Source organism: Rhodoferax sp. (genome assembly GCF_037143375.1).
Lineage (GTDB): Bacteria > Pseudomonadota > Gammaproteobacteria > Burkholderiales > Burkholderiaceae_C > Rhodoferax.
Genome location: NZ_JBAWYV010000001.1, coordinates 34,486 through 59,909 on the forward strand (window position 1 = coordinate 34,486; position 25,424 = coordinate 59,909).

A 25,424-nucleotide genomic window follows, 5' to 3' on the forward strand; every position below is an offset into this window, starting at 1 on the left:
GACTACTCTCACGCGGCTGGGCTATCGGTGGCGAGGCGGCGGGTGGTCAGGGCGCAGCGCTGGTCGATCAGCGTCACGATCTGCCCAATGACGGGGTGGGTCGTAAACGTGGCCTGGGTTTTATGGGCCAAGTCTGGCAGGCGCTTGGCAATCTCAAGAATGCGTTTTTTGACCAGCGCGGGCGACAGCCCGGCGGCTACCGCCAACTGCGCCCAGTGTCGCACCTCGACTTCAGAAAACTTGTATTTGCTGCCGATCTTCATGGCCATTTTGTCGGTGAGTCGGGGGTAAACCGCTGTGGACAACACGTCATACAGCGGGGCCAGCACGGCACCCTGTGGGGTGTAGAGCAACGAGAAGTTCTTGGAGTGCGCGTCGTGGTTGCCAACCAAGGCGTTGAATATGACAAAGTCCAGCAGTTTCAAAATGTGTGGCGCACTGGGCCGGGTGGCGTGGCGCAGCAGGGCAAAGGCCTGTGCCAGATCAGGGCCGCCTTCGTTTTGGTATTTGGTTTCGGGCGGCAAGCCCAAGGCTTGGCAAAAGTCCTCTTGATGCAGGCGCGTCCATTGGCCTTCGGGCGTGCGCTGGCGGTCGTAACGCTCAACCAGCAGATAGGCACGGTCTTCAACGCTATGGATAGCGGCACGGGCCACGTCCAGTTTGATCGCGTGCGCCAACGCCAGACAAAACCCTTCGTTAAAGACGCTGCCCTCAATGCCAGGAATGGCCGGTTTGAGAATGTGGGTGCTGGGGGAGCCAAACCGGGGCAGGCCGATGCGGACCTGACCGGCCTCCAACTGCGCCACCACGGGGAGTTTGTCTTGCGCTCCGGCCAGCGACAAACGCATGTCTTGCTCACCGGCCAGCATGGGGCGCCGGGGCATGTCTTCCAGCACGCGTAGCAGGTCGGGGTTGGGCAGCCAGCGCACCGCGTTGGTCGCTTCGGTGGCCTGCGGGGTTTGCCCAGGTTCGAGCAGGGTCACGGCACCGGCGCACTCGCCACCAATGCCGTCCAACAGGGCAAAGTCGTTCTGGCGGGAGACATGCAGGGCCATTGCGACGAGTTTGCGTTTGTCGCCTTCGGGTAGCAGGCCCGCAAAGAAGGGGCGCGTGGCGCGGTCATCAAACGGCTCTGTCTGTAGCGGTAACGATTGCGACAAGGGTCGGGCCTCAGCATGGGTCAACCACTGCGGCGCATAGCTGAAGCTCAAGCGGCCATCAACCTGGGCCAGGGTGCCAATAGGGTGACCCGACAGCCAGACGGCAAGTTGCCTGGGCATGTCAGGCGCCTTCGCTGCCTGTGGGCAGACCGTTGACGGCCACTTGCCCACCCAGCGCGTGCAACACGCAAAGCACTTTCTCAAGCCGCACGGTGGGTTTACCGGCTTCCAGCTCGACGACGAAGCGAATGCCAACTCCGGCGGCCAAGGCTAGCTGGGGCTGGGTCAGGCCCAGTTGGTGGCGGGCCGCGCGGACCGCCTGGCCCAGTGTTTTTGGGGTGTCAATGAGAGTAGTCATGTTGTTTCCTGTTCGGGAAATTATGACCGCAATTGACCCCTTGACATTAAAACCACCCCGAACGGGATGGTTTTACGGAAAGATTACTGCTTGACGGCTTCGACCTGAACGATCAAACGCACGTTTTTCGGGAAGCCCCAATCGATGCCGTAGTTCATGCCGAACTGGGTGCGGTCGATGGTGGTCTCGAAGTCGCCGCCGCACACTTCGCGCTTGATCATCGGGCTGTCATAGCAGTTGAAGTTGGTGGCCTTGAGCGTGACGGGCTGGGTCTTGCCGAGCAGGGTCAGGGTGCCGGTCACTTCAGACACCTTGTCGCCATTGAAGCTGAACTTGTCAGACTTGAAGGTGGCGGTGGGGAACTTGGCTGCGTCAAACAAGTCAGCGCTTTGCAGGTGCTTGTTGAAAGCGGCGGTGCCGGTGTTGATGGAGGTGGTGTCGATCACGATCTCGACGCTGCCGGTCTTGGCGGCGCGGTCAAATTGAACCGTACCTTCTTTTTTATCAAAACGACCACGGTTGGTGGTGGTGCCAAAGTGGCTGATCTCAAAAGTGGCAAAGGTGTGGGTGGGTTCCACGGCGTAGGTCGCCGCTTGAACTTGGGAAACGCCAGCCAGCAAGGTGGCGGCTGCGAGGGTAATGAGAGATAAACGCATGAGAAAACTCCAGTAGAAAGTTAAATACAAAACAAAGAAAACGGCGATGATCTCGCACTCACGAAAAAACTTAAAGCTTGCCAACCCCGCTCAGGGCCAGCTTGAACTTGACTTGCACATCGTCGGCCACCATCGAGGTGTCGGCCCAATCGCCCTCACCGATCTTGAAGCCCAACCGCTTGATCGGGAAGACGCCGGTGGCCATCGTCACAGCACCGGTTTGGGTCATGCTGACCGGCACCACCACATCGCGGCTCTGGCCCTTGATGCTGAGCTTGCCCGCCACTTCGTACTTGCCAGCCCCCAGTGCTTTGAAACCGGAGGAGGCAAAGGTGGCTTGCGGGAATTTGGCGGTGTTGAACCACTCCGACTTGGGCAACTCGGCGTCGGTCTCGGGTGAACCCAGGGTGGCGCTGGCAATGTTGACCGTGAAGGCGACTTTGTTGGTGGCAAGTTTGGCCGCATCGAAGGCGATCTGCGCGTCAAACTTCTTGAAGTGCCCTTCTACCGGCACCCCCATTTGTTTGAAGACAAAACTGATGTCGCTTTGCGCCGGCAGCAGTTTTTGCTCTGCTAGGGCGGGCAGCGCGGCGGCGCTGAGCAAGGCTGCGGCCAGAGGCCAAGTGAGTGAATTGAATTTCATAAAAATGCTTTCAAAAATACGGGTCAAAAGTTCAAGCCCGACCGGGCAACATGCGGTTCAGCAAACCGTCACGGTCAACCCAGTGGTGCTTGAGGGCGGCAGCGACGTGCAGACCCGCCAAACCCATCAGCGCAAAAGCCGAAAGGGCGTGTAGCGGTTTGATCAGGGCCGCCAGTTCTTTATCGGGCGACACAAAATCCGGCAAAGCAATCTGGCCGAACCAGACAATGGGGAAACCGGCCGCCGAGCTGTAGGCCCAGCCGATCAGGGGCACGGCAAAAAACAGTGCGTACATCAGGTAGTGTGTGGCGTGGTAGGCCTGCAGTTGCCAGCTTGGCATCGCTAGCTCGATGGTTTTGGGCAAAGCCGGTGGGCGGTGCGTCAGGCGCCACAGCAAGCGCAAGACCGACAGCGCCAAAAGGGTGACCCCAGCCCATTTGTGCCAGTTGAACAGTTTCAGGCGCATCGGCGAAAACGGCAGATCGGCCATGTAAACACCGACCGCAAACAGGCCGATGATCACCAGCGCCAGCAACCAGTGCAAGGCCATCGCCAAGGGCGAGTAACGCGATGGGGCCGTTGTTGAACCTGAAGTTGAAATGGTGACCACGAGAGACCTTCTAAAAATGGGTTTCACAGGGAAAACCTGCGAAGTACACAAAGTTTAGAGGTCAACACATTTAAACGTGTTCAACCAGATTGAAGTTTCAATTCAGTTTTTTTGAACTTAAATCGGGGTTTTTCGCTCCGCAACACGCATTTGCCAGGCTTCCTTGATGGCCAGAATTTGCGGCAGGATGCGCACGAAGTGATCGATCAAACGGGGCTCGAAATGACTGCCCGCGCTGCTTTGCAGGGTCTCCATCACGCGGTCCAGCGGCCAGATTTGTTTGTAGGGCCGCACGGTGCTCAGGGCGTCAAACACATCCGCCACCGCCACGATGCGCGCCATCTCGGGTATGGCTTCGCCGATCAGTCCATCCGGGTAGCCGCTGCCATCCCACTTTTCGTGGTGGTAATGGGCAATGGTGGCCGCCATCTGGAGGAGCGGCGAGGTGCTCTTGGACAAGATTTTGTAACCCACCCGCGAGTGGGTCTTCATCACCCCCCACTCGTCAGCGTCGAGCTTGCCGGGCTTGTGCAGGATGGCATCTGGTATGCCGAGTTTTCCGATGTCGTGCATTGGTGCTGCCAGCGCCAGTTGTTGGCAGGCGGATGCCTCCCAACCGGCCGCTTGCGCCAACGCACTGCTGTAGGCCGCCATGCGCCAGATGTGCGTGCCGGTCTCGGCGTCCTTGAACTCGCTGGCCTCGCCCAGCATGTAAATGGCGTCGTGGTAGCTGTCGGCCAGTTGTTTGGCACTCACCAGCGAGAGGTGCGTGCGAACCCGGGCGTGCACGATGGCGGGCGACACGGGCTTGATGATGTAGTCCACCGCACCGGCTTCAAACCCGGCGGTCTCGTCGCCAATGTCAGACAGGCTGGTCACGAAGATGACCGGAATGCGCTCGGTCAGCGGGTCGGCCTTGAGCAGGCGGCACGCGGTGTAGCCGTCCATGTCGGGCATTTCGATGTCGAGCAGGATCAGCGCCGGTCGATGTTTCAGGGCGGCGGCCAAGGCTTCTCTGCCGCTGCGCGCAAACACCAGCGAATACTTGGGTGACAAAATTTGGCGCAGCAGGGCCAGATTGGCAGGCTCGTCATCAACGATCAGAAGGGTAGCCAGCATCTATTAGCCCTCCAAGGAAATACCCAGGCGCTCGCCCAGTTGTCGGGTGGCCGCCTGGGCGCCCCTGAAGTCAAAATCGCTGAGCGTGTCGCGCACCAGTTGCAGGTGTTCTGGCGCCAGCAGTGCGGCCAATCGTTGAATCAGCGGTTCGGCCAGGTCCGGGTTGTCCGCATCCAGCGCCAGCAGCAAGGCGTGCAAAAGGGGCTCGACCTGTTTGGTTTGCGCGGCGTCAAGGTAGAGGTCAGTGCTGGCAGCAGCGGGCATGGGCGGCGCATACCGGTCAATCGAAGCCAACGCCACCTCCAGCGCCTTTTGCAAATGAGGCAACAGGGCCGTGACCTGCACACCGGCTTTCAGCTTTTGGTCAACCGCGCCCGCCAGCCGGGCCACATCGGTCAGCGCGAGATTGGCGGCCGCCCCTTTGAGCTTGTGGGCCAGCGCCCCTGCCGCCCCGTCTTGCGGGTTGATCAGGGCTTGCGCCATGACGCGCACACTGTCTTCGTAATCAGACGCAAACTTGCGCAAAAACTTGGCATACACCTCGGGTTGGCGCCAGGTGCTCAAGCCCCGGCGAACGTCCATCCCTGGTAAATAGTCGGAGACGGGCGGCAGTTTTGATGCAAGAGGCAGCGGCATAGCAGCCAGGGCTTCGTGCGTTTTGGACGCATCAAGCGTCAACGGGGGTAGCCACTTCAGCAGCGTCCGGTACAGCACCCCCGGGTCCACCGGTTTGTAGATGAAGTCCACCATGCCAGCCGCCAGGCAAGCGCGCCGGTCTTCATCAAAGGCATTGGCGGTCATGGCCAAAATGGGCGTTGCCGACTGACCCGGTAGCGCATGGATGGCGCCGGTGGCTTCCAGACCGTCCATCACCGGCATCTGCAAATCCATCAAGATCAGGTCATAGGCCGTGGCACTGGCTTTGTCCACCGCCTGCTGGCCGTCGCAGGCGTGGTCGATGAGCAAGCCGGTGCCCTCCAGCAATTGCTGGGCAATTTCCCGGTTGATATCCACGTCGTCCACCAGCAGGATGCGCTTGCCGGCGTAGCGGCGCAATTCAAGCTCGGCGCCATCGGCCTGCCTCGCCTCTTGCGCCTCCATGCGCCCCTGGCCGCGCTGCAGGCGTGCGGTAAACCAGAAGGTGGCGCCTTGCCCGGCCACACTGTCTACGCCCGCCATGCCACCCATTAGATGAGCCAGTCGCCGGGTGATGGCCAGGCCCAGCCCGGTGCCGCCGTATTTGCGGGTGGTGGAGACATCGGCCTGCTCAAACGCCTGAAACAAGCTTCCTTGTTTTTCCGCAGCAATACCTATCCCGGTGTCCTCCACTTCAAAGCGCACCAGAATTTCACCCGCTTCTTCCTGCAGCAGTTGGGCACGCAGGGCAATGAACCCCGTGGCGGTGAATTTGATGGCGTTCCCGGCGTAGTTAAGCAAGGCTTGGCGCAGTCGGGTAGGGTCGCCACGCAGCCAGAGTGGCACGCTGCTGGGGTCGACCTCAACCACCAGACCCTTGGCCGTGGCCTGGTCGGAGATCAGCGAATACACGTTGTCCAGCAGGCTGCCCAGATGAAAGTCGGTCTGCTCCAGTTTCAGGTGACCGGCCTCAATCTTGGAGATGTCAAGAATGTCGTTGATGATGGACAGCAGGTGGTTGGCCGCCCCTTCAATCTTGCCCAGTCGCTCTGACTGATCCGGTGTGGTCCCGGCGCGGCGCAGCAAATGGGTGAAGCCGACGATGGCATTCATGGGCGTGCGAATTTCATGGCTCATGTTGGCCAGGAAGGCACTCTTGGCTCGGTTGGCTGCAGCGGCAATTTCACCGGCCTCGACCAACTGTGCCGTGCGGTTGATGACCAGTTCTTCCAGGTGATCGCGGTGCTGCGCCAGCTCCTGGTTCAAGCGCGCTTTCTGGTCTTCGCTGGCCTTGTGCTCCGACAGGTCCCGGACGTAGGCGCTGAAAAAGTGCTTGTCGTTTTGGAACAAGGTCGAGATCGTCAGCTCCATCGGAAATTCAGTGCCATTGGCACGCAGCCCCTGTACTTCGATACGTTTGCCCATGATGGTTGACTGGCCGGTGCTGACAAAACGCGCCATGCCCTTGCGATGCGCCCCTCGCACAGCGGGCGGGACAATCAAGTCGGCCATATCGCAACCCATGGCGTGCGCAGCAGTGTGGCCAAAAATTTGCTCGGCTTGGTTGTTCCAGCCGATGACGTGTCCCACCTGGTCCACGCTGATCACGGCGTCCAGTGCCGAGTCAATCAACATCTGGGCCCGAGCCTGACTTTCCTTGACCGACTCGTCGAGGCGACTGTGCTCCAGCGCGGCTTGCGAGCGTTGCGCCAACCCGGCCAGGCTTTGCACTCGACTTTGCTGGCGCCACAACAACAGCATGCCCGCACACAACACCAGTACCGCCGCAAAAGAGATCCAGGCAACCCAGAGCACCAACGCATGAAGCGGCGCAAACACCTCTTCCCGGTCGAGCTTGGCAATGAGATGCCAATCGGTGCCCGCCACCGGGCGGTAAGCGGCCAGCACCGCCATGTTGCGGTAATCAACGCCCTCGGTGGTGCCCGGCGCATTGGCGCGAATAGCGTTGGCGGCAGGCAAATCAACCGTGCTCATGGCGGGCGCCAGCACCAAGGCCGTGCCCTTTTTATGCCGCAGGTCGTTTAGAAACACGGCCTTGTCGCCTTCGCGGCGCACCAGCAGCGTCTCTCCACTGGGGCTGGCGGTGGGCCAGGTTTTGATCACAGGATAAAGAAACTGGTTGGCATCGATACGCAAGATGAGGACCGCCACAGGCGGATCATTCGACCGTCCTGAAGCGCTGATGGGCACCAGCCAGTCTATGTGGGCATGGCCTCGGGCATCCAGGTAAATGGCACTGCGCCACGGTTGCCCGCGGGATATTTTTTGCGCTTGCCACTCCGTTTCATCGCCACTGTCCATGTAGTCACCAGTGGACAACAGCAAGCGGCCTTCTGGCGTGGTCAACACAATGCCGGCATACCCGTAGGTCAGGCGCAAACTTTTGAAATACCGCTGGACGCGCGCCCAACGCGCCTCATCAAACTTGCCCGAGACCATGTCACTGATGTCCAGGGCCAGTGTTTCGTCGGCCATGATGGCCAGACCATTTTTTTGCCGCTCAAGCAACCAACTTTCAATCTGACCGGCTTTGAGGTTGGCGATGGCTACCAGGTTGGCATAGGTTTCGCGTTCAACCTGAGGCGAGTAAATCTTGACGACGGTCAGGCTGGCCAGGGGCACCACCAGAATCAGGGCGACAAATAGCAGCAGCAGCACACGCAACCGGCCCGTTTCAGAGTCCCTTTTTTGCGATTTAGCCGGGACCCTGGCGTTTATTTGTTCGCGGTCTGCACTTGACATACTCTCGCTTTACCTTTTGTTGCTATACAAATAATAGCTATACTTGCTTATATTACGAGGGTTACAGCTTATTTAACATACGACATGTTAAGTTTGGCGCCGATAATTCACCACAAATGCCTCAAACTGATCAAGCGGCAGTGGTCGGCTGAACAAATAACCCTGGTAGGCATGACAACCCTGCCCCGCCAAAAAGTTCCGCTGCGCATTGGTCTCCACCCCCTCGGCAATCACCGCCAAGCCCAGGGTCTCGGCCAGAGCCACCACCATTTTGGAAATGGCGGCGTCGTTGGGGTCCACCAAAATATCGCGCACAAAGCCCTGGTCGATCTTCAACTGGTCCAGCGGCAGTCGCTTCAAGTACGACAGCGACGAGAAACCGGTGCCAAAGTCATCCAGCGAGAAGCCCACACCCACTTGCTTCAGAGACGTCATCTTGGCAATCACGTCTTCTACATTGGTGACCAGCAAACTCTCGGTCAGCTCCAGTTTGAGCCGGTGCGGGTTGGCGCTGGTGCGTGCCAGCACGGCCAGCACCTGCGCCACAAAATCGCTTTGGTGAAACTGCCGGGCACTGACGTTCACCGCCAGCGTCAACTCGGCCATCGCGGGTACGGTGGCCCAGCGCGCCAATTGAGTGCAGGCGGTTTCCAGTACCCAGTTGCCCAGCGAGAAGATCAGCCCGGTATCTTCGGCCAGCGGGATGAACTCAGCCGGCGACACCATGCCGCGCTGCGGGTGCAGCCAGCGCACCAGCGCCTCGGCACCGGTGATCTGGCCCGCGCCGATGACTTGCGGCTGGTAATGCAGCAGGAACTGCTTTTTGGCCACCGCCTCGCGCAAACCGGTCTCCAAAACCGCCCGTGCCGTGACCACGGCTTGCATCTGCGGGTCAAAGAAACGCGCCGTGTTGCGGCCTGCGGCCTTGGCCTGGTACATCGCCAGATCAGCCCGCTTCAGGGGTTCTTCAATACCTTCCTGAAACGACCCAAACAGGGTGATGCCAATGCTCGGCGTGCTGTGGTGCTCATAACTGGCCAATTGATAGGTCTGGTTGAGCGTGGCGAGGATTTTTTCGCTCACCACTTCGGCCTGGGTCGCAGCCTCCAACTCGTATTCACTCAGCTCTTCCAGCATCACCACGAATTCGTCGCCGCCGAGCCGCGCCACGGTGTCACCTTCCCGAATGCACAGGGTCAGCCGCTTGGCCACTTGCTGCAGCAGCAGGTCACCCTTGTCATGGCCTAAGGTGTCATTGATGGTCTTGAAGTTGTCCAGATCCACAAACAGCAAGGCGCCATTGCGGTTATGGCGGTTGCAGGCGGCCAGTGCCTGCTCCAGCCGGTCCATGAGGAGGCGGCGGTTGGGCAAAGAGGTCAGCGGATCGTAAAAGGCCAGTGTTTTGATCTTCTCTTCATCGGCCTTGCGGTCCGTGATGTCGCTGAAGGTGGCCACATAGTGCGTGACCGGCCCCTCGCCGTTCTTGACCGCCGTGATGGTGAGCCACTCCGGAAACACGTCGCCACTTTTGTGCCGGTTCCAGATTTCGCCCTGCCACTTGCCTGCGCGTGCGATGGCGTCCCACATGGCGGCGTAAAAAACAGCGTCGTGGCGACCACTGCTGAGCAGACTTGGGTTTTGCCCCACCGCTTCGGCCGAGGTGTAGCCGGTGATTTCGGTGAACGCTTTGTTGACCCGCAAAATGGTCCGGTTGGCATCGGTGATGGCAATGCCTTGCTGTGACTCGAACGCGGTGGCGACGATGTGCAACTCGGCCTCGGCCTGGCGGCGCTGGGTCACGTCGGCAATCACGCCCACCAAGCCGCGGTCTTCGCCATTGGCATCGATAAAGCGCTGGCCCGTCAAGTGGCCCCAAAACTCGGATTGGTCGGCCCGCCAGTAGCAGCGCTCAACTTCTACGAACTGAACCTGGCTGTTCAGCAAGGCCCGCATATTTTTGCGCCCGGCTTCCCGCTCGTTGGGGTGCACCAGCTCGACATACTCTTTGCCGTCCAGGTCTGCCAGCGGCATCCCGAACATCTCGGCCATGCGCTGGTTGGGCTGCGAGATGACCCCTTCTTTGTCCACCAGAAAAATTGCCACGCTGGAGATATTCAGAATTTGCTTGAGCAAGGCTTCGCGTTGGCCCAAGGTGCCCAGCAGGTTATTGAAACCGCCAATCAGCTCCCCAATTTCGTCTTTCCGGTGCACCTGCAAGGGCTGGGGCGGCAGCTTGTTTGTCGCCATATTCGACAGCATGCGCGTGGCAACCAGCATGGGCGAAAGTTGCTGCCGGAGCAGCCACCAGGTCGCCCACCAAGTCAGACCGCCCACCAGCAAGGTGAGAATGAGCGTTGCGAAAAATATGCGCTGCTGCATCGCATGGATTGGCGCGAACGCATCCTCCGCTGGCAGCGTGATGGCCATGAACCACCCCGCCACCGGTATGCCTTTGGCCGCCGACAGTTCTTGCACGCCTTGGGAGCTTACGGCCACTCCGTAGCCTTCAAAACCCTGCATGTAACGGTCGTGCATGGCATTGACGCCCGTGACCGGTATCGGCAGCATGTTGCGGCTCTTGTCGGTTGCGGTGACGATCAGGCCGTGCTGGGGCGCGATCAGCAAATAGCCCCCACTTTTGCCGTAATGCCCACCCATGATTTTGTCGAGAAAGTTAGGCCGGTCCAGGTTAATCGTCCCGACCACTGCACCCATCACCTTGCCCTGGGGATCAAAAATGGGCGCTGACAGACTGAAAATCGGGGCCTTCAATGTCTTGCCCATGTTGGGCCGCCCGATCCAGAGCGTGCCCTCGCGCAGCGGCACAGAGACCGAATCCCGGTCGAGGTAATTGGTACCCATTCGTCCAGCCACTCGGGGCGCATCAGCGATGGCCGTGCCATCAAGACCGGTGACGAATACGCCGCCGTTGAACATTGAAAGCTCCACCGGGTGCTGCTCCAGCAGGGCCTGAATCGATTCGTTGCTGGGCATCATGGACGGGTTGATGTGGCTGCCCAGGCTTTTAAGCGCATCCAGTCGTTCAACCAACTCTTCGTTCACCCCTGTGGCGACCATGGAAACCGTAGAAAACTGCTGCTCGCCCAGCGAGCGCTGCATGTCACGGCGCAGCATCTGGCTGGCGTAATAAGACAGAGACCAGAGACCCAGCAGCAAAACGACCAACGTGGTGAACGTGATCCTGGTTTTGAGGGAACTCTGCAGTGGCGCCGACGAGGTCATGGTGGGCTGGGTAAGAAAACCGGTAAAGGTTTGTTTTTTCGCCACGCCGGTCAGTGCCTGCGCAGTCAAATTGTTCCCGGTTTTTAAGTATACAGATGCCAGTTGACAGTAGTTGGCCATTTCCTGACGGCCCTACAGCCGTTACGCCCTCACCCTACAATTTACAGATGAACTCTCCAACCCTGACCATTGACATCGTGTCCGACGTCGTTTGCCCCTGGTGCTACATCGGCAAACGCAAACTGGAGGCCGCCCTGGCCTTGCCCGAAGCCGCTGACCTTCCCAACGTCATCATCCGCTGGCACCCGTTCCAGCTCAACCCCGACCTGCCCGCCGCCGGCATGCCGCGCAAGCAGTACCTGGAAGACAAGTTTGGTGGGCCAGAGCAGGCCGCCGAGATTTACGAACGCGTGCGCGCTGCCGGTCAAGCGGTGGGGCTAACCCTGTACATCGACGGCATCAGCAAGCAACCCAACACGCTGGCCGCCCACGCCCTGATCGCCTTTGCCCAAGCGGGCGACGCCAATGTCAGCGACGTTATGGAACGTCTGTTTCAAGCTTACTTTGTCGAAAACCGCCTGATCGGCAGCCCCGATGTGCTGGCTGAAATTGCCGAAGAAGCCTGCCTGAACGGCGAAGACGCCCGCAATTTTGTGACCGACCCCGAACACCTGGAGGTGGTGGCCCAGGCCGACGCCCACATCCGCAGCCTCGGCATGACCGGTGTGCCCTTTTTCATCTTCAACCAGCAGTTAAGCGTTTCGGGGGCCCATGACCCCGCCACCCTGCTGGGGGCCATGCTGCAAGCGGCTAAGTCCAAAGTCGGTTAAATTGATCTTATGACTTTGACTGACCGGCGCCTTCGGGCCCAAACCCCCAACTTTTCCCAACCCGAGTTCCGCACCGCCTTGGGCATGTTTGCCACCGGCGTCACCATCGTGACCGCCCGCACAGCAGAAGGCGAACTGGTGGGGCTCACCGCCAACTCGTTCAACTCGGTATCGCTCAACCCGCCGCTGGTGCTGTGGAGCCTCTCCAAGGCGGCGGCCTCCATGCCGGCCTTCAGCAAAGGCTCGCACTACGCCATCAACATTCTGGCCTCTGACCAGAAAGACATGGCGCTGCGCTTTGCGGCCAAGGGCTTGGACCGCTTTGCGGATGTTGAATTCATTGAAGGTGTGGGCGGTGCGCCATTATTGGCAGGCGCGGCGGCTTCGTTTGAGTGCTTCAACCGCAGCCGCTACGAAGAAGGCGACCACACCATCTTTGTCGGCGAAGTCGAACGCTGCACCCACCGTGCTGACGCTTCACCGTTGCTCTACCACGGCGGCAAGTTCTACACCGAACATCCGCTGTGAGGCTGCGTTGATGCCCGCGCGCAAAGAGCATCTGGACGGCCTTGCGGTCAGCCTGCTGCTGGTCTGCTGCCTGTTCTGGGGCTTTCAGCAGGTGCTGGTGAAAGCCACCATTCCTGAGTTGCCACCGGTGTTTCAGGCTGCTCTGCGTTTTACCGGGGCCACGCTGCTGCTGTGGCTGTGGTGTGCGTGGCGCGGAGTGAAGTTGTTTGAGCGGGACCAATCGCTGTGGCCCGGCCTGCTTGCGGGCGGCCTGTTTGCCATGGAGTTTGCCTGCCTCTACATCGGCCTGAAGTTTTCACCGGCCTCGCGCCTGACGGTTTTTCTCTACACCGCGCCGTTCTGGGTCGCGGTCTTGCTGCCCTTGTTTGTCAGCTCTGAAAAGTTGCGCCCGGTGCAGTGGTTAGGGTTGGCGTTGGCCTTTTTGGCGGTGGTGTTTGCGCTGGGCGAAGGCCTGGGCGCAACCAGCTCCGCCGAACAATGGAAAGGCGACCTGCTGGCACTGGCCGCTGGCATGTTCTGGGGTTTAACCACGGTGGTGATTCGCAGTTCTGGGTTGACCCGCGTGTCGCCCGAAAAACTGCTTTTTTACCAAGTGGCGGTGAGCGCACTGGCGTTGCCGCTGTTGTCCCTCGGGCTGGCGGAGCGCTGGGTCTGGCAGTTCAGCGCCTTTGCCCTGTCTTCGCTGGCGGCGCAAACCGTCATCGGCGCGTTTGCCAGTTATCTGGCCTGGATGTGGATGCTGGGGCGCTACCCGGCGACCAAGATTTCGGCCTTTGTGTTTCTGACCCCGGTCTTTGCGTTGCTGTTTGGTGCGTCCTGGCTGCACGAACCCGTCACGGTTAATTTAATGGCATCGTTGTCCATGGTGGCGGGGGGCATCGTGCTGGTGAACCGCAAACCGGCCGTCACCGCCGCGACCGAATAAGGGCTAATTTTCAGGTGCCTTGAGCCAGCGGCGCGGCGAAAACCGAAACACCTGCGGGTCACGCGCATCGACCGTGGCCTTGACCCACCCAAAAAACGGGAAGCCAAAGGTCTCGACCCGCGTGAAGTTTTTAACCACCTGCCGGCTCACAGGGTCGATCATCGGCTGGTTGATCTGCTGCGAATGCGAGTCGCCATGCACCAGCACCACTTGACCTGCGAAAGCCTGCGTTTCTTCGAGAAGTTGTGCGACAAAAGCTTCATAGCCCGGCTGGCGCTTGCCCTTGTTGATGTCTTCAAATTCAGGATTGGCCTGGATCACGACCATCACACCGGCCAGTTTTTTAGTGCGGGCGTGCGAAAACGCCTGCGCCAGCCACACCCGATTGGCCGCGCTACGCTCGACAAACTCCGGCACCGGGCCGCCCTTGTCCTTTTGGTGGGTGCCGTAAAAATTGTTATCGCTGCCCGGCAGGTTGAGCCCGACGAACAGGGCGCCACCGGCCTCCCAGCGTACGTTTTCGCGGTAGCTTGAAAATGCAGGATCATGGCTCTGGCGCTTGAGAACCAGCTTGCGCTGGCCGAGGGCGACATCCCCCGCAAAGAACAGTTCGCGCAGTTTGTCCAATCGCTCCAGCGGGTCGTATTTGCCGTTGCTTTTGCGATGGCAATCGGTCCACTCGTTGTCGCCCGGCACATATATCAGCGGTGTTTTGGAGGCCTGAAACACATCCCGAATGTCGCGCAGCACGGCGTCGCTGCATTCGCTGGAACCGTTCTTGATGTCGCCGTCGTGCACCACAAAGGCCAGGTTTTCACCCTCCATCTCCGCGATCAAATCAGGCAAATGGTCCCGTTCCCACGCGCTGTAAGGCGTGTCGCCAAACAGGCCGAAGGTGACCGGTTGGGCGCTGACAGGTGCCGCGACCAAGGCAGCGCTGAGCGACAAGGCCAGTGCCATCACACGTTTGTAATTCATCGATGACTCAGGCGAAAACAACATTGACCCGCCCCACGGCACCTGCGGCAGTCCGCCTGCGTGCCGGCTTGACCACGATGTCGACATCCCGCCCCAGCCGGGCGAGGCAGTCCAGCATTTTGGCTTCGCTGATGCCCCTGAATTGTCCGTTCAGCAGTTTGGAGACCTTGGGCTGCGGCATGGCCAGCAATTCGGCCGCTTGTTGCTGGGTCAGGTTTTGACGCTTGATGATGTCGCCGATTTTGCTGGCCAGCTTGGCTTTAACCAGCATCTCCTGTGCCTCGGCCATGCCAAGGTCTGCGTAGACATTGCTGCTGCCTTCTTCAATGGGAATGGTGCTCATGATGGCTCCTTAATTTTTGATGGTTACTGCGATAGGCCGGCATGGACCAAGGCCGCCTTGAGCCGGTCGCGCACCAAGTCCATATCGGGCTTGGGCGTGGCCACACCCGAGGTTGATTTTTTCTGAAAGCAATGCAGAACATACACGGCGCTGGCAATTTTGACGGTGTAAACCGCCCGATAAGTACTCCCTGACTCGCTTTCCACGACCTCCAGCACGCCCGCCGAACCAAACCCCTTCAATGGCTTGGCATGTGCATGCTTGCCACCCGCCTGCGCCAAGTGCAGCGCATAACCAAATGCATCTTGCACCTCCTCGGGCATAGCCTGAAGATCTTTTTTGGCAGACCCTACCCAAAGTAAAGGCTTGGGTTCGTGGTGGGTTTTAGGCATACTTAAATTATACCTATATGGGTCTAATTTATAAACTGATTCCGCTTTAAAACAAAGCTGCGTTGGCTTTCAGTTGCTCGGGGGCAAAACGGTAAATGGTCATGGTGTCGACACCGTAGGCGCCCAGACTTTTGTAAAACTGGAGGGTGGGCTCGTTCCAATCGAGACAGCCCCATTCCAGCCGCTGGCAACCGCGTTCAAGTGCCAGCTTGGACATGAACGCCATCATGATTTTCCCCAGCCCTTTGTGGCGCAGGGCATCGTCGATCAGAAAGCCGTCGATGTAGAGGCCGGACTGCCCGATAAAGGCCGACGAGGTCTGGCAAAAATAGACAAAGCCGACCATTTCACCGGCGTAAATGCCAAACACCGCTTCGCCTTTTTGCTTGATCAGCAGCTGACGAATCCCGGCTTCGGTGGCGATGACTTTGTCGGCCATCTTTTGGTAGGTGCCGAGCTTCTGCATGAAGTTGACGACCAAGCCAGCGTCGTCTGGCGTGGCAAAGCGCAGGGTGAATTGGGGGTGCTGGGTAGGAATCAGGGTCATGGCGAGGGCGTTGGAGGGTTCACAGAACAGGGCTAAACCACCCCGGCCTGTCGCAGCGCGGCAATTTGCGCTGCATCCAGCCCCAGCTCGGCCAGCACTTCGTCGGTGTGCTCGCCCAAGGCCGGTGGCGCCCGGCGCAGCACCGGCGGTGTGGCAGTCAGGCGCAGCGGGCTGGCCACTGTTGCTACTGATTCAATAGCTGTCTGCACATATACAACGTGGGCTACAGGCTGATTGACCACTAAACCCCGGACTTTGACCTGGGTATCGGCAAAGGCTTGACCGATGTCGTTGATCGGGCCGCAGGGCACGGCTTTGTCTTCCAGCAAGGTGATCCAGTGGGCCGTGGTTTGGCTGCGGGTGACCGGCAGCATGAGGGCGACCAGCGCTTCGCGGTTGAGCACCCGCAAGGTATTGCTGGCAAAGCGGGCATCGGTCGCCCATTCAGGGTGCTTGAGCGCCTCGCAAAAGCGGCTGAACTGGCCTTCGTTGCCAATCGCCAGCAGCATGGCGCCGTCCTGCGTGGCAAAGTCCTGGTAGGGCGCGAGGCTGGGGTGGCTGTTGCCTTGGCGCTGCGGCACGCGAGCGGTGTTCAAAAATCCGGCACCCTGGTTGCCCAGCATCGCCATGCCGACATCGAGCAGCGCCATGTCGATGTGCTGGCCCTCGCCGCTGCTGTGGCGCACTTCGATGGCAGCCAAAATGGCGCTGCAGGCGTAGACGCCGGTCAGGATGTCGGTGATGGCCACGCCTACCCGTTGCGGCCCGCCGCCGGGCACATCGTCAGCGCGGCCGGTGATGCTCATCATGCCGCTCATGGCCTGGATCATCAGGTCGTAACCCGCGCGTTCAGCATACGGGCCGTCCTGGCCAAAACCGGTGACCGAGCAGTAAATCAGGCGCGGGTTCAGCGCCTTGAGGCTGGCGTAATCCAGCCCGTAGCTTTTGAGTCCGCCGACCTTGAAGTTCTCCACCAAAATGTCGCTTTGCAAGGCCATTTGCCGGATTAGCGCCTGGCCTTCGGGTTGGGCCATGTCGAGGGTGATGGACCGTTTGTTGCGGTTGCAGGCGGTGAAGTAGGTGGCCTGGTCGGTGTCGTTGCCTTGCGCGTCCTGCATGAACGGCGGGCCCCAGTGGCGGGTGTCGTCACCGGCGCCGGGGCGTTCGACTTTGATGACGTCAGCGCCCAGGTCGGCCAGCATTTGGGTGCACCACGGGCCGGCCAGCACGCGGGACAGGTCTAGTACTTTGAGGTGTGCGAGGGCGGCGGGTTTGGTTGTCATTTTTTGTTCCTGGCGCTTGTTTGGTTGCTTGGTTGGCGTTTGGTTTTGGGTTTTTGGGCAGGACTTCTGGGTAGGGTTGGCTTTGGCGGAGCTACTAGTCACGAGGGGGCGTCCCGGGGGGCTCATCTGTCAAAGGCCCAGAAAATCGCCCCCCGGGACTCCCCCTCATGACGTGAGCCGGCGGTGTTACGCGGCTGAGGCATACAGAAAGCAGCAAACCGAATGACGAATACCTAATTCCGAATGCACGCAACACGCAGAGCGGTTCGGTATTCCCTCGTGGTGCCACACCCTGTTAACGACAGCGTTTGGGGTCTTTGTCCCCGCCGATTTTCTGGGCCTTTGACAGATGAGGCGGGGACAAAGACCCCAAACGCTGCCCCACAAAACCATCAACATAGAACCAAAAACCAGCGCAAAAACAATATCAGTTAGAAAAAGCCGCAATCCCCGTCTGCGCCCGACCCAAAATCAGGGCATGAATATCGTGCGTGCCTTCATAGGTGTTGACCACCTCCAGATTCACCAAATGCCGCGCCACGCCATACTCGTCCGAGATGCCGTTGCCACCCATCATGTCGCGCGCCAAACGGGCAATATCGAGCGACTTGCCACACGAATTGCGCTTGAGCAGCGACGTGAGTTCGACCGATGCTGTGCCTTCGTCCTTCATGCGACCCAGGCGCAAACAACCCTGCAAACCGAGTGCAATCTCGGTCTGCATATCGGCCAGTTTTTTCTGGATGAGCTGGTTGGCGGCCAAGGGGCGACCAAACTGTTTGCGGTCCATGGTGTATTGACGGGCACGGAACCAGCAGTCTTCGGCCGCACCCAAGGCGCCCCAGGCGATGCCGTAGCGGGCGCTGTTGAGGCAGGTGAACGGGCCTTTCAAGCCTTGCACTTCAGGGAAGGCGTTTTCTTCGGGGCAAAACACGCCGTCCATCACGATTTCACCGGTGATGCTGGCGCGCAAACCGACTTTGCCGTGAATGGCAGGTGCGGTTAAACCGGCCATGCCTTTTTCCAGCACAAAGCCGCGGATCGGTCCGACCTGGCCGCTCTCGCTGACCTCTTTGGCCCAGACCACAAACACATCGGCAATCGGGGAGTTGGAGATCCACATCTTGGCGCCGCTGAGCTTGTAGCCGCCTGGCACTTTCTGGGCGCGGGTGATCATGGAACCGGGGTCGGAGCCGTGGTCTGGTTCGGTCAGGCCGAAGCAGCCAATCCACTCGCCGGTGGCGAGTTTGGGCAGGTATTTCTGGCGCTGGCCTTCGGTGCCGAACTCAAAAATGGGCACCATCACCAGCGAGCTTTGCACGCTCATCATGGAACGGTAGCCCGAGTCCACGCGCTCGACTTCGCGGGCGATCAGGCCGTAGGCGACGTAATTCAGGCCGGGGCCGCCGTAGGCTTCGGTGATCGTTGGCCCTAGCAGACCGAGTTCGCCCATTTCGCGAAAGATGGAGGCGTCGGTTTGTTCTTTGCGAAAGGCCTCGATCACGCGCGGTTGCAGTTTGTCCTGGCAATAGGCGGCTGAGGCATCGCGCACCATGCGTTCTTCATCGCTGAGTTGGCTGTCGAGTAAAAACGGGTCTTGCCAGTTGAAAGAAGCGTGGGCCATGTGTATCTCCGTGAGGTGAAAGTGAAATTATTCGGGGCTGCAACGGCAGCATGTTGTGCATGGTAGCGGGACAGCCACCCCTTGAGCAAACGATAGTTCATCACTCAGTCATGCGTTTTACTAATATATGGATCTATTAGGCCCTTGGAATTTAGCCTGGACATATTGATCAAATTAACCTCTAGCCCTTTATGTAAATGCGCAAGAAGCTATAAATTAAGTAGCGTTTTTTAATTGCGCATTCAAACTTATGTGTATATTCCGCACATCATGCGCAGAAAAATCCCCTCCCTTCAAGCCCTGGCCTGCTTTGACGCCGCCGCCCGCCACGAGAGTTACACCCGCGCAGCGCAAGAGTTGTCGCTGACGCAGGGCGCGGTGTCGCGCCAAATCACGGCACTGGAGGAATTTTTGGGCATGGCGCTGTTTCGCCGCACCCGCCACGGCGTAGCGCTGACCGAGCGCGGGGCCGACTATGCGCGTTCGGTGGCGCCGCGGCTGCAAGGTCTGGAGCGCGACACGCTGGACGCCATGGCCAACCAGGGAAGCGGCGGCACGATCACGCTGGCGGCGGTACCCACCTTTGCCACCCGCTGGCTGATTCCGCGCCTGCCGCTGCTGGCCGCGTTGCACCCCGAAATCACGGTGCACATCGAAACCCGCACGCGCCCCTTCATGTTTGCCGACACCGCGTTTGACGCCGCGCTGTACTCCGGCAGCCCGGCGCAGGTGAGCCAATGGGCGGGCACCCGCGCCACCCGGCTGCTGGCCGAGGATGTGGTGCCGGTCTGCAGCCCCCGGTTTTTGGGCACCCAGCGCACCCTGACGCCCGAGGCCATGGCCCAGCTCCCCTTGCTGCAACAAAGCACCCGCCCGGACAGTTGGCGCCAGTGGTTCGAGGCCGCAGGCGTGAACGCGCCGCAGGCCCTGGCTGGCCCGCGCTACGAGTTGTTTTCCATGACGGCGGCAGCGGCCAGCCACGGTTTGGGACTTGCGCTGGTGCCGCGTTTGTTGATCGAAGGGGAGTTGTTGCGCGGGGAGTTGGTGTTGGCCAGTGGCCAAGCCGTGCCCGGCGAGCGCGCGTATTACCTGGTGACGCCCGAACGCGCCGACGAGCGCCCGGTGATGAAAACCTTTCTGGCCTGGCTGCAGCAGGCGGTGGCTAATCCGCCAGCAGTTCCTTCATCTGACGGTTGCGCAGGCTTTCAGGCATCTTCAGGGTCGTGAGATCCCAGCCTTCCAGGCGCAGCACCTTTTCCATGCAGGCTTCCAGTTCGGCGTGCGCGGCAATGGTGCTGGCGGCGATGGCCTGGTGGACCAGCACTTGGTTGCTGGTGTCGTTCAAGCACGTCATCTGGTAGCGGTACAGCTCGCGCAGCTTCAAAATACCCTCAGCCACCTGGGCCGGGCAGGCACACATATAAACAAAGCTTTCGTTGATCACTTGGGCCAGCTCAGCGGCTGAAAATCGTTCGGTGTAGGTCATGGAGCGGGCTCGGTTGTGTGCAGGGTTCATTGTGCGCGTCATTTCTTAACCGGCTGCGCCGCTCACTGCCCGATCCACAACGCATTCCGTTCGTTTGATAAACGTCGTTTTTCTCCCCCTTTTAGAGCGAGCACCCTTTCATTGTCAGCCCATACTTTGCAAGCGGCGTTAAAGCCCCATCTCCCTAAGCATGAGGAGTAATTACCATGCAAAACCTGACAACTCCCGACCTCCCAAGCGATCCACCCGTGGTGAATAGCGAGGAAGGCGTTTCACTGTTGGTTGAAGTTGATTTCAAATGGCTCATGGCCGGAGAAGGCTGGTGGATCGACACCACCCGTCTGCACTGCGACCCGGCCTATGTCGCCAACCTCGTCCAGCTTGCGCAAGCCTCGGACTCACCGGCGCTGCAAAGCTGCGCTGCTTTGCTACTGCGCCAGTCCCCCTGCGCTGCAACCCTTCCTACCCATTGAACGCTATAACTTGACAAAACCAAAGGCGGGCGGATTCATGCCGCAGGTGCTATTGCTTCCATCTACCGCTCCTGCGGCGTTAACGACAAATTTTGATTTCGCAGTCCCGGCTACAACCAGCGGCGAGATCAGTTTTATGCCATTGGTACTTGAAGAACTTGTCGGCTGCAAAAATGTATTTCCACCTGTACCGGCCAAGGCGTTGGTCGTCAAATACAGATGAACGATGTCCGGAACTGGCAAAGGATCCGTACCCGTACAACTCGTTGCAGCACCAACCGCATCAGGTGCCTGGGTCGTGCCGCCATTGTCACTTCTACACACATCATTGACATACTCAACACCGGAGACACAACTGCCTGACGACGTCGTGGGTTTGAATTTGATGTTGTCAGACATTTTGATGATGACGCAGTTGTAGGTGCCGTCAGCGGGGTTGCCACTGCCCAAAGTTGGCGACGCCAAAAAATCGACTTCTGTGGGCACCGCGCTTGAAAACACCGTGATAGGACTGGTACACAGCGCACTCGTAGAAAGCATGATTGAATACACTTTCAATTTCAAAGAACTGGCATCAACAGGTGGAAGCACAGTTCCTGCCAACGCGTTGGTTGCCAAAAGTACTGCGGCGATTGAAATAAAACGGGATGGTTTCATAATAGTTTTCCTGGTCATTTTTTAAACAGGGCTAGCTACCAGAACCTACGATGGTGAGCTTGTCTACGCTGGCTGCGCTACCACCGCCACCGCAATTTGTGATGGCCAAGCCAAGCAAAATCATACCGACAACAAGAATCAACTTTTTCAACATACTGTCTCCAATTTAGGGGGGGGGGAAAAATCAGGACTAAAACGGAGTAGAAGTATGAACCTACGGATTCCTAATGCAAGGTATTTATTTTTTAGTTAGTGGTTCTGCCGACTCGCGAGTAGCGCGGCTTCCACGCGGCTGCGTACCTGCAGTTTTTGCAGGATATTGGTCACGTAGTGCTTGATGGTTTTTTCTGACAGGAATATCTTCTCGCCGATCTCCCGATTGGTCAGGCCGGTGCCAATCAAGGCCAGAATTTCACGCTCGCGGTCAGTCAATTCCTGCAAGGGGTTGGGCGCCTTGCCCTGCGTCAGGGACACCAGCATTTCAACCGCAATGGACGGCGACACATAGACCTCGCCCGCCACCGCCGCGCGCACCACCTTGGCCAACTCTTTGGCCGACACGCCTTTGAGCACGTAGGCGCGGGCGCCGGCCTTGAGGGCGGCCAGCAGTTTGTCTTTGTCCTCGGAGCCGGTCAGCATCACGATCGCCGTGGCGGGACACGCCAGAGCGATTTTTTCGGCCGTCACGATACCGCTCCAGCCCGGCATATTGACATCCAGCAACACCACGTCGGGCAACAGCGCCAAGGCCAATGTCAGGGCTTCCTCGCCTGAAGAGGCTTCCCCCACGATCCTGAATCCGGCATCCATTTCCAGTGAATGCACCACGCCCTGGCGGAACAGGGGGTGGTCGTCCACGACCAGAATATCGACGGGATTACTGACTGTCATGTTGATCCTGAATAAGTGGCAGCACCACGCGGATCAGCGTCCCCGCGCCTTCGGCTGTCTGAACTTCAAATGTACCGCCCAGCACCTCAATGCGCTGGCGCATGCCGTGCAAACCCAAGCGTCCTTTTTTGGCGGCTTCACGGGGATCAAAGCCCGGACCCTGGTCGCTCACTTCCAGCGTCAGGCGCAGGCTATCTCCCGTCAGCAGCACGCGGACGTCCTTGCCCTGCGCGTGGCGCAAGGTGTTGGCCAACGACTCCTGCAACACCCGGTACAGCGCGACCTTGACCCGGTACGACACATTGACGTCGGGCGCTGCGGCCTGCAGCGCCACCTGCGCCCCGGTCTTGGCCTGAAAATCCCGCACCACACGGGCCGCAATGTCGCAAGCGCCCAAAGAGGCAATGTCGGGCAGTTCAATGTTGGCGGACATGGCACGCAAATCATTCAGGGCCGACGCCACCGCCGCCCTTGCAGGCGCCAGGCCTTTCCCCCAAGCTTCGTGCGCCCTGTCGCCATCGGCCAGGCTCTGGTCACCCAGGTTTTTGAGTTGCATCAGTGCAAAACCCAGATCTTGCCCCGGGCCATCATGGATATCGGCCGAGACCCGCTGCAAAAAGTTCTCGTTAACGGCGGTGGCACGCTCCGCCGCGCTGATGACCCGCGCCTGGAGTTGCAGGTTTTGCGCATTCAAGGCGGTGAGTTGCCGGACTTTGTCGCCGAGTTCTGCCTGCTGCTCGTCTATGGTGCGGCTGCCCCGGCGCACCACCAGAAACAGGCCCAGGTACAGCGCCAGCATGGTGCCGGCCACCACCCGCCAACTGCGCCGCTGGGCGGCACGGGTTTCGCGGTCCACGTCATCCGGCTTGACATAAAACTCGGCCGCCGCCATGACCTCGCCGGTGCGGTCAGCGTGCAGCGGGGTGTAAGTCTCGATCAGGCGTGCCAGCACCTGGCCATGCGCCTGCTGCTGGTCGTCAGAGCGCTCACTGATTTCTGAAAATATCTGGCCAGTCAGCGCCTGCGCCAAGCCGTCATCGATCGGGAATTTTTTGCCGATGACGCTGGCGTCGGTGCTGAACAACACCGTGCCATCCTTGCGCCAGATCTTCAGCGCCACGATTTTTTGGCCGAGCGGGGTGCCGTTGAGGTCGGCGTTCAGCATCTCCAGGTCGTGCGGGGTGAGATCGGTCTGGTTGCCCAGGCTCTGGATATGTGGCGCAATGAAGCTGTCGACGTACAACGCCGTCACGCTGCCGATGCGGTGCACCACGCTGTCTTGCACCTGTCGGCCGACCCACCAACCCATCGTCAGCGTGGCACCGAGCAGGATCGGGAAACTTACCCACAGAAACTGCCGGGACAGTGACAGCTGACTAAAAAATGGCTTCATGGCGGGCGTTCATGGGTTCCTGACTGGGGGTGGGCAATCACTGTAACAGTGTGCCTGTGGGCGCGTCAGGGACCAAAGTCTGATGATTCTTCAGACCCTCGGTCCTTCAAGTCACACCCTTCAGGCCTGTTTGGCTTGTTTGTGCAGGGCTACCATGAATCCACGGCAAACACGACCGCAACCAGAAGGAGACGCAGATGAACGTCAAACGACTTGAAGGATCCCGGCTGAATTTTTGGGTAGCCAAATCATGCGGGCTCAAACTGAGCCCTGATCAGCCCTTGGCCACGGACCAGCATGACCCGGAAAGCGGGCTTTGGCACCCATCAACCTTCAGCCCCGCCAGCGACTGGTCTCAGGCCGGCCCCATCGTCTCCAACGAATGGTATGTGCTGGAGGACGTCCTCATTGAGTGGTTTGGCCCCGACTGGAAGACCCTCAATGCCCTCGTGAACGAGCCCATCAAGTGGTTTATGCGGGCTTATGTGGCCTCCCAGTTTGGCGATGAAGTGGAAGACACCGCCTTCAGACAGGCCGAGCACGCGCTGAATTAACGCGCGCAAGCCTCAGCGCCAAGGTCTTGGAAGATAACCCTAAAAATTTTTCTAAACGAATCTTGCGTTAAGCATATTGACGCTGCTACGATTGTTGGTGGTGAGGCATGACCGCCTCTTAGCCGGTTTATTTAATTTTTGGAGATTCCATGAGTAAAGATGTCGTAGTTTTAAGCGCAGCTCGTTCCGCCATTGGTGCATTCGCAGGTTCCCTGTCGAACATGGAGCCCGCTGAGCTGGCGGGTATCGTGATGAAGGAGGCGATTGCCCGCTCCAAGGTTGACCCAGCCCAGATCGGCAACGCGGTCGTCGGCACCTGCATCCCTACTGATTCCCGTTACGCCTACGTGTCGCGCGTGGCTTCGATCCAAGCCGGCCTGCCGATGGACTCCATCGCCATGCAAGTGAGCCGCCTGTGCTCCTCCGGCCTGCAAGGCATCGTGACCGCCGCCCAAAGCATCATGCTCGGTGACTACGACTACGGCATCGGTGGCGGTGTTGAAGTGATGTCGCGCGGCTCTTACATGATGCCTGCACTGCGTTCCGGCGCACGCATGGGCGATGCCAAGGCGCTCGACATGATGGTGGCGGTGCTGACTGACCCGTTTGGCGTTGGCCACATGGGCATCACGGCTGAAAATTTGGCCACCAAGTGGAACATTTCGCGCGAAGACCAGGACGCATTTGCCGTTGAATCACAGCGCCGTGCTGCCGTGGCCATCGCTGAAGGCCGTTTCAAGTCGCAAATCGTGCCGATCGTGCAACAAACCCGCAAGGGCGAAACCGTGTTTGACACCGACGAGCATGGCAAGGCCAACACCACCATGGAATCGCTGGCCAAGATGAAGCCTGCGTTCAAGAAAGACGGCACTGTGACCGCTGGTAACGCGTCCGGCATCAATGACGGCGCCGCCTTCTTTGTGCTGGCTGCTGCTGATGTGGCTGCCAAAGCCGGTCAGAAGCCCATTGCCCGCATCGTGTCGTACGCTGTCTCTGGCGTGCCTAACGAACTCATGGGTGAAGGCCCGATCCCCGCGACCAAGCTGGCACTGAAAAAAGCCGGCCTGACGCTGGACCAGATGGACGTGATCGAAGCCAACGAAGCGTTTGCGGCTCAGGCTATTGCAGTGAACAAGGCCCTCGGCCTGGACCCTGCAAAAACCAACCCTAACGGCGGCGCTATTGCCCTCGGTCACCCCGTGGGCTGCTCGGGCGCGTTCATCGCGACCAAAGCAGTCTATGAGTTGCAACGCACCGGCGGCAAGTACGCGCTGGCCACCATGTGCATCGGCGGCGGTCAGGGTATCGCCGTGATTTTCGAACGCATCTAAG

General features: G+C 59.4%; 26 protein-coding genes. 7 read left to right on the forward strand and 19 right to left on the reverse strand.

The features are described 5' to 3' along the window. Positions 1-8 precede the first annotated feature (8 nt). The 8 genes from WCG50_RS00175 to WCG50_RS00210 all read right to left on the reverse strand — a co-directional run bounded on the left by WCG50_RS00175 (position 9) and on the right by WCG50_RS00210 (position 11,188). Complete coding sequence (locus WCG50_RS00175; RefSeq protein ID WP_336897528.1) at positions 9-1,280, reverse strand: type II toxin-antitoxin system HipA family toxin; 1,272 nt, start codon at positions 1,278-1,280, stop codon at positions 9-11. A gap of 1 nt (position 1,281) precedes the next feature. Further along, positions 1,282-1,518 carry a helix-turn-helix transcriptional regulator gene (locus tag WCG50_RS00180; RefSeq protein WP_336897529.1) on the reverse strand — a complete coding sequence of 79 codons (237 nt, stop codon included), beginning with the start codon at positions 1,516-1,518 and terminating at the stop codon, positions 1,282-1,284. A gap of 83 nt (positions 1,519-1,601) precedes the next feature. Further along, a complete protein-coding gene (locus WCG50_RS00185) occupies positions 1,602-2,174 on the reverse strand; it encodes a YceI family protein (protein WP_336897530.1) in 573 nt (190 codons plus the stop codon). 70 nt (positions 2,175-2,244) lie between these two features. Next, positions 2,245-2,817: a YceI family protein gene (locus tag WCG50_RS00190; RefSeq protein WP_336897531.1), complete on the reverse strand. Its 573-nt coding sequence runs from the start codon at positions 2,815-2,817 to the stop codon at positions 2,245-2,247. A gap of 31 nt (positions 2,818-2,848) precedes the next feature. Then, positions 2,849-3,418 (reverse strand): cytochrome b, encoded by a 570-nt coding sequence (locus WCG50_RS00195; protein ID WP_336897570.1) that lies wholly within the window; start codon positions 3,416-3,418, stop codon positions 2,849-2,851. Positions 3,419-3,544: 126 nt separating this feature from the next. After that, the gene (locus WCG50_RS00200; RefSeq protein WP_336897532.1) at positions 3,545-4,546 is read right to left on the reverse strand and encodes an HD domain-containing phosphohydrolase; all 1,002 of its coding nucleotides are present in this window, start codon (positions 4,544-4,546) and stop codon (positions 3,545-3,547) included. Positions 4,547-4,549: 3 nt separating this feature from the next. After that, positions 4,550-7,861 carry a response regulator gene (locus WCG50_RS00205; protein ID WP_336897571.1) on the reverse strand — a complete coding sequence of 1,104 codons (3,312 nt, stop codon included), beginning with the start codon at positions 7,859-7,861 and terminating at the stop codon, positions 4,550-4,552. Positions 7,862-8,032: 171 nt separating this feature from the next. Further along, positions 8,033-11,188, reverse strand: a complete 3,156-nt coding sequence (locus WCG50_RS00210; RefSeq protein ID WP_336897572.1) for an EAL domain-containing protein — start codon at positions 11,186-11,188, stop codon at positions 8,033-8,035. Positions 11,189-11,355: 167 nt separating this feature from the next. Between WCG50_RS00210 and WCG50_RS00215 the strand changes: the two genes are divergently transcribed. Genes WCG50_RS00215 through WCG50_RS00225 form a run of 3 tightly spaced genes read left to right on the forward strand, consistent with a single transcriptional unit; the run spans position 11,356 to position 13,471 of the window. Beyond that, a complete protein-coding gene (locus WCG50_RS00215; RefSeq protein WP_336897533.1) occupies positions 11,356-12,018 on the forward strand; it encodes a DsbA family oxidoreductase in 663 nt (220 codons plus the stop codon). 9 nt (positions 12,019-12,027) lie between these two features. Next, positions 12,028-12,546, forward strand: coding sequence for a flavin reductase family protein (locus WCG50_RS00220; RefSeq protein WP_336897534.1), 519 nt, complete (start codon positions 12,028-12,030; stop codon positions 12,544-12,546). 10 nt (positions 12,547-12,556) lie between these two features. After that, positions 12,557-13,471 carry a DMT family transporter gene (locus tag WCG50_RS00225; protein WP_336897535.1) on the forward strand — a complete coding sequence of 305 codons (915 nt, stop codon included), beginning with the start codon at positions 12,557-12,559 and terminating at the stop codon, positions 13,469-13,471. 3 nt (positions 13,472-13,474) lie between these two features. Here WCG50_RS00225 and WCG50_RS00230 read toward each other — a convergent pair whose 3' ends face one another. The 6 genes from WCG50_RS00230 to WCG50_RS00255 all read right to left on the reverse strand — a co-directional run bounded on the left by WCG50_RS00230 (position 13,475) and on the right by WCG50_RS00255 (position 18,638). Further along, positions 13,475-14,449 (reverse strand): hypothetical protein, encoded by a 975-nt coding sequence (locus WCG50_RS00230; RefSeq protein WP_336897536.1) that lies wholly within the window; start codon positions 14,447-14,449, stop codon positions 13,475-13,477. Between the two features lie 7 nt (positions 14,450-14,456). Then, positions 14,457-14,792, reverse strand: a complete 336-nt coding sequence (locus WCG50_RS00235; protein WP_336897537.1) for a helix-turn-helix transcriptional regulator — start codon at positions 14,790-14,792, stop codon at positions 14,457-14,459. A 23-nt stretch (positions 14,793-14,815) separates the two neighbouring features. Beyond that, positions 14,816-15,184, reverse strand: a complete 369-nt coding sequence (locus WCG50_RS00240) for a type II toxin-antitoxin system RelE/ParE family toxin (protein WP_336897538.1) — start codon at positions 15,182-15,184, stop codon at positions 14,816-14,818. Between the two features lie 46 nt (positions 15,185-15,230). Continuing rightward, positions 15,231-15,731: a GNAT family N-acetyltransferase gene (locus tag WCG50_RS00245; protein WP_336897539.1), complete on the reverse strand. Its 501-nt coding sequence runs from the start codon at positions 15,729-15,731 to the stop codon at positions 15,231-15,233. A gap of 32 nt (positions 15,732-15,763) precedes the next feature. After that, positions 15,764-17,014: a CaiB/BaiF CoA-transferase family protein gene (locus WCG50_RS00250; protein WP_336897540.1), complete on the reverse strand. Its 1,251-nt coding sequence runs from the start codon at positions 17,012-17,014 to the stop codon at positions 15,764-15,766. Positions 17,015-17,441: 427 nt separating this feature from the next. Then, positions 17,442-18,638 (reverse strand): acyl-CoA dehydrogenase, encoded by a 1,197-nt coding sequence (locus WCG50_RS00255; protein WP_336897541.1) that lies wholly within the window; start codon positions 18,636-18,638, stop codon positions 17,442-17,444. A gap of 270 nt (positions 18,639-18,908) precedes the next feature. On the opposite strand from WCG50_RS00255, the gene WCG50_RS00260 reads away from it, so the two are divergent. Next, entirely contained in the window at positions 18,909-19,865 is a 957-nt protein-coding gene (locus WCG50_RS00260; RefSeq protein ID WP_336897542.1) for a LysR substrate-binding domain-containing protein, read from the forward strand. Here WCG50_RS00260 and WCG50_RS00265 read toward each other — a convergent pair. Then, positions 19,801-20,154, reverse strand: coding sequence for a hypothetical protein (locus WCG50_RS00265; RefSeq protein ID WP_336897543.1), 354 nt, complete (start codon positions 20,152-20,154; stop codon positions 19,801-19,803). The two genes, WCG50_RS00260 and WCG50_RS00265, sit on opposite strands and share 65 nt — an antisense overlap. 176 nt (positions 20,155-20,330) lie before the next feature. Between WCG50_RS00265 and WCG50_RS00270 the strand changes: the two genes are divergently transcribed. Next, positions 20,331-20,597 carry a hypothetical protein gene (locus WCG50_RS00270; RefSeq protein WP_336897544.1) on the forward strand — a complete coding sequence of 89 codons (267 nt, stop codon included), beginning with the start codon at positions 20,331-20,333 and terminating at the stop codon, positions 20,595-20,597. Positions 20,598-20,600: 3 nt separating this feature from the next. Here the strand turns inward: WCG50_RS00270 and WCG50_RS00275 are convergent, their stop codons facing one another. The 4 genes from WCG50_RS00275 to WCG50_RS00290 all read right to left on the reverse strand — a co-directional run bounded on the left by WCG50_RS00275 (position 20,601) and on the right by WCG50_RS00290 (position 23,538). Continuing rightward, positions 20,601-21,272 (reverse strand): hypothetical protein, encoded by a 672-nt coding sequence (locus WCG50_RS00275; RefSeq protein ID WP_336897545.1) that lies wholly within the window; start codon positions 21,270-21,272, stop codon positions 20,601-20,603. A 13-nt stretch (positions 21,273-21,285) separates the two neighbouring features. Next, positions 21,286-21,408: a hypothetical protein gene (locus tag WCG50_RS00280; protein WP_336897546.1), complete on the reverse strand. Its 123-nt coding sequence runs from the start codon at positions 21,406-21,408 to the stop codon at positions 21,286-21,288. 95 nt (positions 21,409-21,503) lie between these two features. Further along, entirely contained in the window at positions 21,504-22,145 is a 642-nt protein-coding gene (locus WCG50_RS00285) for a response regulator transcription factor (RefSeq protein WP_336897547.1), read from the reverse strand. After that, positions 22,132-23,538 carry an ATP-binding protein gene (locus WCG50_RS00290; RefSeq protein WP_336897548.1) on the reverse strand — a complete coding sequence of 469 codons (1,407 nt, stop codon included), beginning with the start codon at positions 23,536-23,538 and terminating at the stop codon, positions 22,132-22,134. The genes WCG50_RS00285 and WCG50_RS00290 overlap by 14 nt, the downstream gene beginning before the upstream one ends. Before the next feature lie 197 nt (positions 23,539-23,735). Here WCG50_RS00290 and WCG50_RS00295 point away from each other — a divergent pair, with 197 nt between their 5' ends. Beyond that, entirely contained in the window at positions 23,736-24,092 is a 357-nt protein-coding gene (locus tag WCG50_RS00295) for a phage protein NinX family protein (RefSeq protein WP_336897549.1), read from the forward strand. Positions 24,093-24,241: 149 nt separating this feature from the next. Next, positions 24,242-25,423 (forward strand): acetyl-CoA C-acyltransferase family protein, encoded by a 1,182-nt coding sequence (locus WCG50_RS00300; protein ID WP_336897550.1) that lies wholly within the window; start codon positions 24,242-24,244, stop codon positions 25,421-25,423. The last annotated feature ends 1 nt before the right edge of the window (position 25,424 follow it).